The 14,820-nt window shown below is 68.9% G+C and carries 10 protein-coding genes; 3 read left to right on the top strand and 7 right to left on the bottom strand.

Features of this window, described 5'->3' with window-relative positions; translation table 11 throughout:
• Positions 1-8 precede the first annotated feature (8 nt).
• The gene (locus ACF8ME_RS20580) at positions 9-1,232 is read right to left on the bottom strand and encodes a M20 aminoacylase family protein (protein WP_392418017.1); all 1,224 of its coding nucleotides are present in this window, start codon (positions 1,230-1,232) and stop codon (positions 9-11) included.
• A gap of 116 nt (positions 1,233-1,348) precedes the next feature.
• On the opposite strand from ACF8ME_RS20580, the gene ACF8ME_RS20575 reads away from it, so the two are divergent.
• Positions 1,349-2,368 carry a LysR family transcriptional regulator gene (locus ACF8ME_RS20575; RefSeq protein ID WP_392418016.1) on the top strand — a complete coding sequence of 340 codons (1,020 nt, stop codon included), beginning with the start codon at positions 1,349-1,351 and terminating at the stop codon, positions 2,366-2,368.
• Positions 2,369-2,375: 7 nt separating this feature from the next.
• Here ACF8ME_RS20575 and ACF8ME_RS20570 read toward each other — a convergent pair whose 3' ends face one another.
• The 4 genes from ACF8ME_RS20570 to ACF8ME_RS20555 form a co-directional block, all read right to left on the bottom strand.
• Positions 2,376-3,857 (bottom strand): efflux transporter outer membrane subunit, encoded by a 1,482-nt coding sequence (locus ACF8ME_RS20570; protein ID WP_392418014.1) that lies wholly within the window; start codon positions 3,855-3,857, stop codon positions 2,376-2,378.
• 28 nt (positions 3,858-3,885) lie between these two features.
• Positions 3,886-7,137 (bottom strand): efflux RND transporter permease subunit, encoded by a 3,252-nt coding sequence (locus tag ACF8ME_RS20565; protein ID WP_392414731.1) that lies wholly within the window; start codon positions 7,135-7,137, stop codon positions 3,886-3,888.
• A gap of 86 nt (positions 7,138-7,223) precedes the next feature.
• On the bottom strand, positions 7,224-8,507 hold the full coding sequence (locus ACF8ME_RS20560; protein ID WP_016447674.1) for an efflux RND transporter periplasmic adaptor subunit: 1,284 nt from the start codon (positions 8,505-8,507) through the stop codon (positions 7,224-7,226).
• Between the two features lie 121 nt (positions 8,508-8,628).
• The gene (locus ACF8ME_RS20555; RefSeq protein WP_016447675.1) at positions 8,629-9,489 is read right to left on the bottom strand and encodes an alpha/beta hydrolase; all 861 of its coding nucleotides are present in this window, start codon (positions 9,487-9,489) and stop codon (positions 8,629-8,631) included.
• 175 nt (positions 9,490-9,664) lie between these two features.
• Here ACF8ME_RS20555 and ACF8ME_RS20550 point away from each other — a divergent pair, with 175 nt between their 5' ends.
• Together ACF8ME_RS20550 and gdhA are read left to right on the top strand one after the other, a co-directional pair.
• Positions 9,665-10,579 (top strand): LysR family transcriptional regulator, encoded by a 915-nt coding sequence (locus ACF8ME_RS20550; protein ID WP_016447676.1) that lies wholly within the window; start codon positions 9,665-9,667, stop codon positions 10,577-10,579.
• A 351-nt stretch (positions 10,580-10,930) separates the two neighbouring features.
• On the top strand, positions 10,931-12,274 hold the full coding sequence (gene gdhA, locus ACF8ME_RS20545) for an NADP-specific glutamate dehydrogenase (protein ID WP_016447677.1): 1,344 nt from the start codon (positions 10,931-10,933) through the stop codon (positions 12,272-12,274).
• An 84-nt stretch (positions 12,275-12,358) separates the two neighbouring features.
• On the opposite strand, the gene ACF8ME_RS20540 is transcribed toward gdhA, so the two are convergent.
• Positions 12,359-13,684: a serine hydrolase domain-containing protein gene (locus ACF8ME_RS20540; RefSeq protein WP_392418011.1), complete on the bottom strand. Its 1,326-nt coding sequence runs from the start codon at positions 13,682-13,684 to the stop codon at positions 12,359-12,361.
• Positions 13,685-13,806: 122 nt separating this feature from the next.
• Complete coding sequence (locus ACF8ME_RS20535) at positions 13,807-14,679, bottom strand: methylglyoxal synthase (RefSeq protein WP_016447679.1); 873 nt, start codon at positions 14,677-14,679, stop codon at positions 13,807-13,809.
• Positions 14,680-14,820 lie beyond the last annotated feature (141 nt).

The following is a 14,820-nucleotide window of genomic DNA, read 5'->3' as shown; positions in this document are numbered from 1 at the left end:
GCGGTGCCTCAGGCGGCGGACAGAAAACGCCGGGCCAGCTTCACCCAGTAGGTGGCTGCCAGCGGCAGGATGCGGTCGTTGAAGTCGTAGCCGGGGTTGTGGACCATGCAGCCGCCCGTGCCATGCGTGTCGCCCACGCCGTTGCCCACGATCAGATAGCTGCCCGGGCATTGTTCGAGCATGAAGGAGAAGTCCTCGCTGCCCGTCAGCGGCTGCAGGTCGGCGATCAGCCCCTGCTCGCCCAGCCAGTCGCGCGCCACCTCGCGGGCGAAGGCCGTGCTGGCCGCATCGTTGACCAGGGCCGGATAGCGCCAGCGGTAGTCCACCACGGCCTCGGCCCCCAGCGTGGCGGCCTGGGCATGGGCCAGCGCGGTGATGCGTTCGCGCAGCAGGGCACGCACCTCGGGCCGGTAGGCGCGCACGGACAGGCGCAGCTCCACCTCGCCAGGGATCACGTTGGGCGCATCGCCGCCATGAATGGCGCCCACGCTGACCACGGCCATGTCGCGGGGATCGACATTGCGCGAGACCACGGTCTGCAGCGCCAGCACCAGGTGGGCCGCCGCCACCACCGGGTCGGCCGACAGGTGCGGGGCCGAGCCATGGCCGCCCTTGCCGCGCACGGTGATGATCACCGTGTCCGACGAGGCCATGAACGAGCCCTCGCGAAAGCCGAACTGCCCCTCGGCAAAGCCCGGCATGTTGTGCAGCGCAAAGATGGCATCGCAGGGGAAGCGCTCGAACAGGCCGTCCTCCACCATCTTGCGGCCGCCGCCCAGGCCCTCCTCGGCCGGCTGGAAGATCAGGTGCAGCGTGCCGTCGAAGCCGCGTGCCTGGGCCAGCTCGCGCGCGGCGGCCAGCAGGATGGCGGTATGGCCGTCGTGCCCGCAGGCATGCATGCGGCCCGCATGGCGGCTGGCGTAGGGCAGGCCGGTCTGCTCGTGGATGGGCAGCGCATCCATGTCGGCGCGCAGGCCCAGCCGGCGCGTGCCCGAACCGCAGCGCAGCGTGCCGACCACGCCCGTGCCTCCCAGCCCTCGATGCACTTCATAGCCCCAGGAGGCCAGGCGCTCGGCCACCAAGTCGCTGGTGGCGAACTCCTCGAAGGCCAGCTCGGGATGGGCATGCAGGTGATGGCGCAGGGCCACCATCTCGGCCTGCGTGGCGCGTATGCCGGCAAGCACCGGATCGGCGGCTTCGGCCGTGGTGGAAACGGGCGGGTCAATGTTCATGCCCGCAGTCTAGGAAGCGTGGGCAGCGGGCGGAAGACCGCCAGCGCCTGCCCTGCCAGGCATTGCCTGTCATCCCCCGGCATGCGCCGATCACAGCAATGGCAGGGATGGCGGCCATGGCACGAAACCTGCAAGATCGGCCCATGAATTCCCAGCCCCACCTCGATGCCGGTCCCGCCATGAAGCTGCACCAGATGCGCTACCTCGTCGCCGTGGCCGGCTGCGGCAGCGTGCGCGCCGCGTCACGCGCGCTGGGCATCACCCAGTCGGCCATCACCCAGGCCCTGCGCGAGCTGGAGGAAGGCCACCGCCTTGCGCTGTTCGAGCGCCAGAGCAGCGGCATCGTCCTCACGCCGGCCGGGCGCACGCTGCTGCGCCATGCCCAGCTGATCACCGGGCAGATGGCCCAGGCCGAGGATGAAATGGCCCGCCTGCGCGACACCTGCGCCGTGGCGCGCCTGTCCGTGGGCGTGACGCCCTGGGTGGGCCAGAGCCTGCTGCCCCATGTGCTGCGCGCCTTCCGCGCCGAACTGCCCCAGGTGCGGCTGGAGCTGTTCGAGGGCCTGTCGGCCGTGGCCCATCCGCGCCTGCGCGAAGGCACGCTGGACCTGCTGATCGGCCGCGTGCCCTCGGGCCCCTCGGGCGGCGACCTGCACGGCACGCCGCTGTTCCGCTATGACGCCACCGTCGTGGCCCGCACGGGCCATCCGCTGGCAGGCGCCCGTTCGCTGGCCGAGCTGATGGACTGCGACTGGCTGCTCAACTACACGCCGCCTGAAGAAGACGACCTGGTGCGGCGCCTGTTCCTGCGCCATGGCCTGCCCGTGCCCGTGGGCCATATCCACCTGGTGCATTCGGCATCGCTGCTGCTGCACCTGATCGCGCACAGCGACATGCTCTCGTTGTGCCCCTGGCCGCTGATCGAATCGGGCGTACCCCAGGGCACCCTGGTGCCGCTGTCCCTGCGCGAGCAGTTCGAGCCCCACACGGTGGGCGTGGTCCAGCGCGGCCACGGCCCCCTGCCCTGGGTGGCCGAGCGCTTCGTGCACCACCTCATGGAGCAGGTCCACGCCTGCCGCCACAGCCCGGACCCGATGCTGCAGCGCGTGTTCCGCTCCATTGACGTGCTGGCCTGAGGGTGCCTCAGCGCAACGTGGCCTGGGCCACCGGCACGTTCGCCGATTCGCCGGCCGGCACGTCAGCCGGCACATCCCAGCCCCCGCCCAGCGCGCGGATCAGGCCCACGGCGGCCTGGTACTGCGCAGACTTCACCTGCAGCGCCTGGCGGCGGTTGCGCAGTTCGCTGCGGCGCGCATCCAGCAGATCCAGCTGGCTGACGTAGCCGTTGCGGTAGCGCGTGTCCGACAGGCTGGTGGCGCGCTGGGCGGCCACCACGGCCTGGCCCTGCACGGTGGACTGCTCCTGCAGGATGCGGATGGAAGACAGCTGGTCCTCCACCTCCTGGAAGGCCACCAGCGCCTGCTGGCGGTAGGCGGCCAGCGCGGCATCGAGCTGCGCGCCTGCGGCCTGCACGCCGGCCTCGCGCCGGCCGCCGTCGAACAGCGGCAGCGACAGCAAGGCGCCCACGCCCCAGGAGCGCATGGACCACTTGAACAGGTCACCGACCTCGGGCGAGGCATGGCCGGCCGCGCCGGTCAGCGAGATGCTGGGGAACCATGCCGTCTTCGCCACGCCCACGCGCGACTGCGCGGCGAACACGGCGCGCTGGGCGGCCGAGATGTCGGGCCGGCGCATCAGCACCGTGGCCGGCACGCCGGCAGGGATGGCGGGCAGCGCCGTGGTCCAGGCACCTTCGCCCAGGCCGAAGCGCGAGGCCGAGTCACCCACCAGCACGGCCAGCGCATGCTCGACCTGGGCGCGCTGGCGGTCCAGTGCCAGCGCGTCCGATTCGGTGGCCGACAGCTCGGCCTGGATGCGCGCCACGTCCAGCTCGGCAATGTCGCCGGCCTGCAGCCGCCGCTCCGACAGGCGCAGCGTGTCGCGGTAGGCCTCCACGGTCTCGCGCATCAGGGCGCGCTCGGCGTCCAGCGCGCGCAGCTGCAGATAGGTCTGCGCGACCTCGGCCTGCACGGCCAGCCGCGTGCTTTGCAGCAGGGCCTCGCGGCCCTCGGCGTCCAGCCGCGATGCGTCGGCCGCCTGGGAAATGCGGCCGAACAGATCGACCTCATACGACAGGTTCAGCCCCGCATTGACCAGGGTGGCAGGCCGCGTGCCCGAGGCCTTGTCCAGCCCCGCGCCGCGCGTGGCCCCTGCGCCCAGGCCCAGTTGGGGCAGGCGCTCGGCATTGGCGCTGCGCGCCAGGGCGCGGGCCTCGGCCAGGCGTGCGGCCGCGGCCTGGATGCCCTGGTTGTCCAGCGTGGCCTTGTCCACCAGCGCGTCCAGCGCCGGGTCGGCAAAGGCCAGCCACCATTGGCCTCGTGCCTGGGCTTCAGCGGGCAGGGCCTGGGTCCAGCCCGCCTGCGGCGCGGCGCCCTGCTCCTTGAAGGCAGGGGCGGCCGGCAGCTCGGGCAGGCTCTGGGACACGCTGGCGCAGCCGGCCAGGGCCAGCGCCGCCACCAGGGGCAGCAGACGCCTGGACAGTTTCGAAAGCGATGGGATCTTCATGATCGGTTCCTGTTCTTGTGGTGTGGGCTCATTCATGCTCGCCACGCGCAGCAGAGGGCATGGGCAGCGCGCCGCCACCCGAGGCATGGCCGTGGGCGGGTGCATGTGCAGGGGCCTCTTCCTCCATCTCTGGACCATGCTGCTTGAGCGGCCGGTTGCCTGCCAGGCGGCGCATCAGCACGTAGAACACGGGCGTCAGGAACAGGCCGAAGGCCGTCACCCCGATCATTCCCGAGAACACGGCCACGCCCATGGCACGGCGCATTTCCGAGCCCGCGCCCGTGGACAGCACCAGGGGCAGCACGCCCATGACGAAGGCCAGCGAAGTCATCAGGATGGGGCGCAGGCGCAGCCGGCTGGCCTCGATGGCGGCCTGTATGGGCGTGCGGCCCTCGAACTCCAGCTCCCGTGCGAACTCCACGATCAAGATGGCGTTCTTCGCACTCAGCCCCACCAGCACGATGAGCCCGATCTGCGTGAAGACGTTGCTGTCGCCGCCCGACAGCCAGACGCCGGTCATGGCCGCCAGCAGGCCCATGGGCACGATCAGGATGATGGCAATCGGCAGGGTCAGGCTTTCGTACTGCGCGGCCAGCACCAGGAACACCAGCAGGATGGCCAGCGGGAACACCAGCACCGCCGAATTGCCGGCCAGGATCTCCTGGTAGGTCAGGTCGGTCCATTCGAAGTCGATGCCCTTGGGCAGGGTCTCGGCCGCGATGCGCTTGATGGCGTCCTGTGCCTGACCCGAAGAGAAGCCCGGTGCGGCACCGCCGTTGATGTCGGCCGTGAGGTAGCCGTTGTAGCGCATGGCGCGCTCGGGGCCGAAGCTGGAATCCACCTTCATCAGCGCCGACAGCGGAATCATCTCGCCCGAGCTGGAGCGCACCTTGAGCATGCCCACGTCCTCGGCACGCGCGCGGTAGGGCGCGTCGGCCTGCACGCGGACGCTGTAGGTGCGGCCGAACTTGTTGAAGTCGTTCGCATACAGGCTGCCCAGGTAGATCTGCATGGTGTCGAAGATGTCCGTCACCGGCACGCCGAGCTGGCGCGCCTTGGTGCGGTCGATGTCGGCATACAGCTGGGGCACGTTGACCTGCCAGCTGGTGAACATGCCGGTCAGCTCGGGCGTCTGGTAGGCCTTGGCCATGAAGGCCTTCACGGCCGCGTCCATCTGGTCATAGCCCAGGGAGGCGCGGTCTTCCAGCTGCAGCTTGAAGCCGCCCGTCGTGCCCAGGCCCGCCACGGGTGGCGGCGGGAACATGACGATGAAGGCGTCCTGGATGCCCGCAAAGGCCTGGTTGAGCTGGCCGGCCACGGCACCGCCGCTCTGGTCGGCGCGCTTGCGCTCGTCGAAAGGCTTGAGCGTGGCGAAGACGATGCCCGAGTTGGAGCTGTTGGTGAAGCCGTTGATGGACAGGCCCGGGAAGGCGATGGTGTCCTCCACGTTGGGGTTGTCCTTCATGATCTCGCCCATGCGGCGGATCACCTCGTCCGTGCGGTCCAGCGTGGCGCCGTCGGGCAACTGGGCAAAGCCGATCAGGTACTGCTTGTCCTGCGCGGGCACGAAGCCCGAAGGCACGGCCTTGAACAGGCCGAAGGTCACGGCGATCAGCGCCAGGTAGATGGCCAGCATCAGCGCCTTGCGCGAGATCACGCGGCCCACGCCGCCGCTGTAGGCCTCGGAGCCCCGGTGGAACATGCGGTTGAAGCCGCGGAACAGCCAGCCGAAGGCCCGGTCCATGCCGCGCGTCAGCGCGTCCTTGGGCGCATCGTGGCCGCGCAGCAGCAGGGCCGCCAGCGCGGGCGACAGCGTCAGCGAGTTGATGGCCGAGATCACCGTGGAGATGGCGATCGTCACCGCGAACTGCTTGTAGAACTGGCCCGTGAGGCCGCTGATGAAGGCCAGCGGCACGAACACCGCCACCAGCACCAGGGCGATGGCGATGATGGGCCCGGACACTTCGCGCATGGCGCGGTAGGTGGCGTTGCGCGGCGTCAGGCCCGCCTCGATGTTGCGCTCCACGTTCTCGACCACGACGATGGCGTCATCCACCACGATGCCGATGGCCAGCACCAGGCCGAACAGGCTCAGCGCGTTGATGGAAAAGCCCAGCAGATGCAGCACGGCGAAGGTGCCGATCACCGACACCGGCACGGCCAGCAGCGGGATGATGGAGGCGCGCCAGGTCTGCAGGAACAGGATCACCACCAGCACCACGAGCACGATGGCCTCCAGCAGCGTGTGCACCACCGATTCGATGGAGGCGCGCACGAACTGCGTGGGGTCGTAGGCGATGCGGTACTCCAGGCCCTCGGGCATGTTCTTGTTCAGGGCCTCCATGGTCTTGCGCACGTTGGCCGAGATCTCCAGCGCATTGGAGCCCGGCGCCTGGAACACGCCCATGCCCACGGCCGGGTCGTTGTTCAGCAGCGAGCGCAGCGAATAGTCGGCCGCGCCCATCTCCAGGCGGCCGATGTCGCGCAGGCGGGTCACGGCGCCGTCGGCGCCGCTCTTGACGATGATGTCGCCGAAGTCCTCCTCGCTTTGCAGGCGGCCCTGGGCGTTGATGGACAACTGCATGTCCACGCCCGGCAGTCCCGGCGAGGCGCCGACCACGCCGGCCGCAGCCTGCACGTTCTGGCCACGGATGGCGGCCACCACATCGCTGGCCGACAGGCCGCGCTGCGCCACCTTCTGCGGGTCCAGCCACACGCGCATGGCGTAGTCGCCGCCGCCGAAGATCTGGATCTGGCCCACGCCCTCGATGCGCGCCAGCGGGTCCTTCACGTTCAGCACCGCGTAGTTGCGCAGGTAGTTGATGTCGTAGCGCTGGTTGGGCGAGACCAGGTGCACCACCATGGTCAGGTCGGGTGCGCTCTTGACCGTGGTGATGCCCAGGCGGCGCACTTCCTCGGGCAGGCGCGGCTCGGCCTGCGAGACGCGGTTTTGCACCATCTGCTGCGCCTTGTCGGGGTCGGTGCCCAGGCGGAAGGTGACGGTCAGCGTCATCACGCCGTCGCTGGTGGCCTGGCTGCCCATGTAGAGCATGCCTTCGACGCCGTTGATCTGCTCTTCCAGCGGCGTGGCCACGGTCTCGGCGATCACCTTGGGATTGGCGCCCGGGTACTGGGCGCGCACCACCACGGACGGCGGCGCGACCTCGGGGTATTCCGAGATCGGCAGCCCGCCCATGGCGATCAGGCCGGCGATCAGCATCAGCAGCGAAAGCACGCCCGCGAAGATAGGCCGGTCAATGAAGAATTTGGATAGGTTCATGGTGTTTGGCTCCGCCACGGCAAAGCGCGGCCCATGCCGCCTGCGGTCAGGCGGCATTTCAGAGGCAGGAAAGGTGTGCGGCTAGATCAGGACTTGGTTGCGTCAGCCACTTGTTCGGCTGCCTGCCGGGTGCCCGGCTGGCGGGCATCGGCCCGCGCATCCATGGACACCTCCTTGGGCGCGACCAGGGCGCCGGGGCGGATGTGCTGCAGTCCGTTGACGACCACGCGTTCGCCGGGCTGCAGGCCCTGGGTCACGTTGCGCAGGCCGTTGACCGAGGCGCCCAGCACCACCTCGCGGTAGACGGCCTTGTTGTCGCCGCCCACCACCATCACGTACTTCTTGCTCTGGTCCGTGCCGATGGCGCGCTCGCTGACCAGCAGCATGCTGCTGTCGCGCGCCTGGCCCATGCGGATGCGGGCGAACTGGCCGGGCATGAGGGCGCCGTCCTTGTTGTCGAAGGCCGCGCGCACGCGCACCGTGCCGCTTCGGGCATCGACCTGGTTGTCGATCAGCTGCAGCCGGCCCTCGAAGGGCGTGCTGCCGGCCGTGGCCGTGCCCATCTGCACGGGAATGCTGTCGATCCTGGCGCGGTTGCCCGCGCCGCCGCCCAGCTCCTTGAGCGCGCGCGTGATGACCTGCTCATCGGCATCGAAGCTCGCATAGATGGGGCTGACCGAGACCAGCGTGGTCAGCACCGGCGCGCCCGGGCCTGCGGCCACCAGGTTGCCCACGGTGATCTCGCGCTTGCCGATGCGGCCCGACACGGGGGCGCGCACCTGGGTGTAGCCCAGGTTCAGCCGCGCCGATTGCAGGGACGCCTGGGCCGCGCGCAGATTGGCCTCGGCCTCGCTGCCTGCGTTGATGCGCTCGTCCAGCTCGCGCTGGGCAATCGCCCGCTCGTCCCACAGGCGGCGTGCGCGCTCCTGCTCGCTGCGTGCATAGGACTGGCGTGCCTGGGCCGAGGCCACCTGGGCTTCGGCACGCTCGACCTCGGCCGCATACGGTGCGGGGTCGATGGTGATCAGCAGATCGCCCTGCTTGACCAGCGCGCCCTCGCGAAAGTGCACGGCCTGCACGGCGCCAGCCACGCGGGAGCGGATGTCCACGCGCTCCACGGCTTCAAGGCGGCCCGAGAACTCGTCCCAGGCGGTGACCTCGCTTTCGGCGACCGTGGCCACCGACACAGGCGTGGCGGCGGGCTGGGCGCTGGCGGGCGCGTCATCGGCCTTGGCATCGAAGCCGTGCAGGCCGAACAGGCCGGCGCTGACGGCGAGGATGGCCGCAGCGGCGGCCGGCAGCTTCCAGCCCTTGCGCTGGGCCGAGGCGGAAGAAGAGGGTGAGGAGGATGAGGTGGATTGGGTGGACATGGTGTTTTTTTGCGTAATTCAGGGAACACGATGCCCGCCCGGCGCCTGAACGCGCCGGGAAGGCGGAATCGAAATGGGAAAACGGGGGCAGCAAGGTTCGCCGGCTGCGGCGGCGCGGGGCCTAGCCCGGTGCTGCGGGCTTGTTCATGGTGGCCTCGAAGAAGTCATGCACATGCTGGAACACGGCGGCGCTGCAGGCCGTACAGGCCTCGGCCTCGGACAGGGCCTGCGGCCAGTTCGACGCGCTGGGCAGCACATGGCTGCTGGCCGTCACGCCGGCCGCGCGCAGGCGGGCCGCATAGGCCTGGGCCTCGTCGCGCAGCGGGTCGTCGCCACCCACCAGCACCAGGGCCGGCGGCAGCTGGGCCAGGCGCAGCGAGCTGCCGGGCACGGCATAGGGATGCATGGCGTCCTTGGGGCAGCTCAGGTACTCGCGCCAGCCCGTGGCCCAGCGGCATTCGCCGGCCTCGGGCGTGGCCTCGCGCTGCGAGGCGGTGCCGGTGCAGGGATCGAGCATGGGCGACACCAGGATCTGGCCCGCCAGCGGAGGGTGGCCCCGGTCTCGCGAGATCACGGCCACGGCGGCGGCCAGGTTGCCGCCGGCTTCTTCACCCGCGAGGAACAGCGGCGCGCCCTTGCCCGCCATCTTCACGCGGTGCTTGTACAGCCACTGCAGCACGGCGTAGCCCACCTCGATGGGCTGGGGAAACGGATGCTCGGGCGCCAGCGGATAGGCCAGCGACACCACGACGGCGCCCGCCTCGGCCAGCAGCCGGCCGATGTAGCGCCCGTTGTCCAGCGTGCCGCAGACAAAGGTGCCGCCATGGAAATGCAGCACCAGAGGCGAAACCGTGCCGGGCCTGCGCTGGCCATAGGCGCGCGCAGCCACGGTGCCGTGCTCGGGCAGCTCGATGGAGAATTCTGTTTCGGCAATCTGCGCCCCGGCGGCGGGGCCGTTCGGAGGCGACGAGGAAGTGGACATGGCGCGAACCTGCGGCAATGGTCGATGGTTGGAATATAGGCGGCGCCGGCCATGTCTGAAATAGCAACGCAGCCATCGCTCTGTTTCCGTTTCACGAACAATCGCCCGATACCGCGCATGTGAGAATTCCGCCGAGCCGGCATTCCCTTGCCGGGCGCTGCAGGAGCAACTTTCCATGGACCAGATCCAGGCCATGCGTGTCTTCGTTCGCGTGGTGGAAGCCGGCAACTTCACCCGCGCCGCCGATTCGCTGGACCTGCCCAAGGGCACGGTCACCAAACAGATCCAGGCGCTGGAGGCGCGCGTGCGCGTCAAGCTGCTCAACCGCACGACGCGGCGCGTCACCGTCACGCCCGATGGCGCCGCCTACTACGAACGCGCGGCACGCCTGCTCAACGACTTCGACGATCTCGAAGCCAGCATGGTCAACACCCAGACCGCGCCCAGCGGGCGGCTGCGGCTGGACGTGGGCAGCTCCATGGCCCGGCTGATCATCATTCCGGCGCTGACCGAATTCTGCGAACGCTATCCCGACATACAGATCGACCTGGGCGTGGGCGACCGCCTGGTGGACCTGATCAGCGACAACGTGGACTGCGTGATCCGCGGGGGCGAGCTCAGCGACCAGTCCCTGGTGGCGCGCCGCATCGGCTCGATGAACTGGGTCACCGTGGCCTCGCCCGCCTACCTGGCACGCCATGGCGTGCCCCAGCATCCGTCCGAACTGGATACGAAGCACCAGATCGTCGCCTTCTTCTCGGGCCATACGCGGCGCATGTACCCGCTGGAATTCCAGCGGGGCGATGAATCCATCGAGGTGGCGGGCAACTACCGCATCGCGGCCAACGACAGCAATGCCTACACGGCCGCCGTGCTGGCGGGCTTTGGCATCGCGCAGTTGGTCACGGCCTTTGCCCAGCCGCTGATCGACAGCGGCGAACTGGTCGAGGTCCTGCCCGATTGGACCCAGCCGCCGCTGCCCATTCACGTGGTCTACCCGCCCAACCGCCACCTCAGCGCCAAGGTGCGGGCCTTCGTGGACTGGGCGGCCGACCTGTTCGCGCGCCATCCCCAGCTGCAGCGCAGCTGAAAGGCCGGCGATGGGATGGCCGGGCGGGCCCAAGCCCCGTCCGGCTGCAAGGCCTTCCCAGCCACTCTTCATGTCAGCGGGCATGGCGCCAGCCATTCCCATTCGCCATGACCATGCACGCCACCGGATACGGCCGATCCAGGAGCCTGCCTGCCCGCCCACTGCTGCACGCAGCTTTCTGCCATGCACCAAATACCGTCAATCCCCTCTGAAGATGCACCGAAACACGGCACGAAGGCACCAAGCTCGGGCGCCGCTCACCAAAACGATGCATGACGGCATAACTTTTAGGCATAATCTTGGTTTGCACTCACCCCTCCCCGCAGCCGTTTTTAGTCAGAGGTTTTTTCCATGAAGTACGAGTCCGTCGGCCAGTTCCTTGATGAAGTCGCGCAACGCAATCCCGGCCAGCCCGAATTCCTGCAAGCCGTCACCGAAGTGATGGAAAGCCTGTGGCCCTTCATCGAGAAGAACCCCAAGTACGCCGAGCACGGACTGCTGGAGCGCCTGGTCGAGCCCGAGCGCGTGGTCATGTTCCGCGTGAGCTGGACCGACGACAAGGGCCAGGTGCAGGTCAACCGCGGCTTCCGCATCCAGCACAGCATGGCCATCGGCCCCTACAAGGGCGGCCTGCGTTTCCACCCCTCGGTCACGCTGTCGGTGCTCAAGTTCCTGGCGTTCGAGCAGACCTTCAAGAACGCGCTGACCACGCTGCCCATGGGCGGCGGCAAGGGCGGCTCGGACTTCGATCCCAAGGGCAAGAGCCCCGCTGAAGTCATGCGCTTTTGCCAGGCCTTCGTCACCGAGCTGTTCCGCCACGTGGGCCCGGACACCGACGTGCCGGCAGGCGACATCGGCGTGGGCGGCCGCGAAGTGGGCTTCATGGCCGGCATGTACAAGAAGCTGTCCAACAGCGCCGCCAGCGTGTTCACGGGCAAGGGCCTGTCCTTCGGCGGCTCGCTGATCCGCCCCGAAGCCACCGGCTACGGCACCGTCTACTTCGCCCAGGAAATGCTGGCCACGCGCGGCCAGTCCTTCGCAGGCAAGACCGTCTCCATCTCCGGCTCGGGCAACGTGGCCCAGTACGCCGTGGAGAAGGCCATGCAGCTGGGCGCCAAGGTGGTGTCGGTCTCCGACTCCTCGGGCACCGTGTATGACCAGGACGGCTTCACCACCGAGAAGCTGGCCATCCTGATGGACGTGAAGAACCACCGCTACGGCCGCGTGGACGAGTACGCCAAGCTGGTGGGCGCCGAGTTCCTGCGCGGCAAGACGCCGTGGCACCTGAAGGTGGACGTGGCCCTGCCCTGCGCCACGCAGAACGAACTGACCGAGGAAGATGCCAAGGTGCTGATCGCCAACGGCGTGGTCTGCGTGGCCGAAGGCGCCAACATGCCCTCGACCATCGAAGCCGCCAAGGCCTTCGAGAAGGCCGGCGTGCTGTACGCACCGGGCAAGGCCAGCAATGCCGGTGGCGTGGCCACCTCGGGCCTGGAGATGAGCCAGAACGCGGCCCGCCTGTCCTGGCCCGCCGAGGAAGTCGATGCCCGCCTGCTGCAGATCATGCAAGGCATCCACGCCGCCTGCCTGAAGTACGGCAAGCGCGAGGACGGCACGGTCAGCTACATCGACGGCGCCAACATCGCCGGCTTCGTCAAGGTAGCCGATGCCATGCTGGCCCAGGGCGTGATCTGAGCATCAGCGCTCCCCATCCCTGACGAAAGCCCATGCAGCCTGCTGCATGGGCTTTTTTCATGGAAAGAGATGGATTCGCGCGCCTTACCTGTCGCGCACCGCATCGGCCAGCGCCGCCCAGGCCTTGAGCGTCAGCGCATGCGTGAAGGCCGCGCCCGCCACCGGGTGCGATGACAGCTTGACCACCACCATCTGCGCGGCCGGGTTCACGTGGATGAACTGGCCGTGAATGCCGGCGGCCTCGTAGGCGCCATCGGCGTTGTGCAGTACCCACCATTGGTTGCGGTAGCTGTAGCCGGGCCGCGCGGCCTGGATGCCGCGGAACTTGAACTGCTCGCGGTCGCCGCCGCGCGCAATGTCGTCCAGTACCGCCTTGTCGAAGATCTTGTGGCCGTTGAAGCTGCCGCCCAGGCGCAGCATCTCGCCCACGCGCGCCAGGTCACGCGCCGTGGCGTTCAGGCCCGCGCCCTGCAGCGGCGTGCCGGTGCTGTCCACCATCACATAGGCGTCTTCCTGCATGCCCAGCTTCTGCCAGATGTTCTCGCTCATGAGATCGCTCCAGCGCCGGCCCGTGACGCGCGAGACGATCCAGCCCAGCACCTCGGAATGCACGGTGCGGTAGACAAAGCCCTCGCCATGCGTGCCTTCCTTGGGCAGCGTCTTGAGGAAGTCGTACACATTGGTCGGCCCCGCGTAGCCGGGCGGGCGCGGCAGCATGCCCGAGGCCCAGGAGTAGCCGAAGATCTCGGTCTTGGGGTCGGTGTAGTCCTCGCGAAAGCGCACGGCCCCGGTCATGTCCATGACCTGGCGCACCGTCATGTCGCCCCAGGCCGAGCCTTCCAGCTCGGGCACGTATCTAGTGACCAGGGCCTGGGGGTCGATGCGCCCGTCGTGGGCCAGTTGCGCGGCCATCAGGCCGGTGAACGATTTGGTGACCGAGAACAGCAGGTGGGGCGAGCTGGCCTGCATCTGGTTCTGGTAGCGCTCGAAGACCACCCGTCCCTTGTGCAGCACCACGATGGCGTCGGTATAGGTGCGGTCCAGCCACTGGTCCACGGTGATGGGCTGGCCCTTGTCGTCGTCAAAGCGCAGGCCGCCCAGGGCCATGGGCGCTTCGGGCAGTGACGAGGGCGCCGCCGCGCCGCGCCGGATGTTCTGCGTGGGCTGGATTTCGCGCAGGTGCTGCACCACCCAGCGCAGCTGCGGATAGCGGTAGCCGTTGGACACGTCCACGCGCTTGTCGGCGGCCGGCGGAAAGCCCTGCATCAGCCCCAGCTGCTCCAGGCGCACGCTGTCGGGCGGCGGCAGCGCGGGCGCTGCGGGGGCCTGTGCCTGGGCCGCCACCCAGCCGGGCAGTAGCACCAGCAGGGCCATGGCATGCCGGGAACGCCGAAAGAGCGGACTGACCATCGTTGTCTCCTTGGTTTTTGGAAACGGCCAGTCTTGCAGAAAGCCCCCGGCCGGTCACGGGTGTTCGCCCGCCCGCAGGCCGCAAGGCTGTCGTCTGCGCGACGAAGGTTTTAGTGGGGCATTCAGCGGCGCATCAAGGCCGCATCGCACCAGCGCTGCGCCACGGCCGGAGAAGTGGTGCAGACCGTGTCGTGCGTCACCGTGGTCACGGCGCGCTCCAGCAGCTGGATGTCGGCCTCGTGCTGGCGCGCCACATGCGGGTCCTCGAAGAAGATCACGCGCTGGCAGCGGCGGTCCAGCACCAGGTCGGCGATCTGCGCATCGCCGCCCAGCGGGCCGCTGTTGTAGCGGTCCACCCAGGGCCGGTCCTCGGGCCAGCCACGGCTCCAGGCCATTTCGTTGAGGCGCTGGCCCGTGGTGCCCGTGCCCACGCGCCGGCCAAAGCGCGACAGCAGCTCGAAGTTGCGCGCCGCGAAATCCAGCATGGTGGGCTTGAGCGCATCGTGGGCGATCAGCGCCAGCGTCTGCTGTGCGTAGTCGTGAAAGCGCTGCGCACCGGCATCCTTGGGCAGACCTGCCTGGATGCGCTCCATCTCGACCCAGTCCCGCGCCGAGGCCACGGTGGACAGGAAGGGCTTGCCATGGATCACGCACTGGCGCTTGAGCGCCACGGCCTCGGGAAAGATGGAGGACGGATCCACCGGGTCGGTGAAATAGATGGCCCCGTCGATGGTGCGCTCGTCGCCTTCCACGCCCACCACCTCGGCCACCAGTTTCATCAGCCCGCCTTCGCGGCCATAGGGATAGCGGCGCAGGCCCCGGTAGGACGCCAGCATGCCGGCCGCCTGGATGGCATCGAAGGTGCGGCCCACGGCATGCAGGCCCAGCTGCAGCTCGCGGATGCCGGACTCGCAGGCGCGCAGCCAGCCGAACAGTGCGGCATCCTCGGTTTGGTGGTGGATTCGGTTGGCGGCCAGGCCCAGGCGTATCGGCATACAGGTTCACTCATCAACAGTGGGGAGAGGCCCGTGCAGCCAGGACAGCCTGCGGACCAGCGGCAAGAATAGCGCCAATCCATGACAGCGCCGGCCGGCACGGCAGCGGCGCTGAACTTTTGGCCGGCCCGTGCATCCATT

The sequence above is a fragment of the Delftia sp. WSY_7 genome (genome assembly GCF_043104845.1).
In the GTDB taxonomy this organism is placed as follows: domain Bacteria; phylum Pseudomonadota; class Gammaproteobacteria; order Burkholderiales; family Burkholderiaceae_C; genus Comamonas; species Comamonas tsuruhatensis.
Note: the sequence above shows the minus strand (reverse complement) of the source record. Positions and strands in the feature narration are given on the sequence as shown.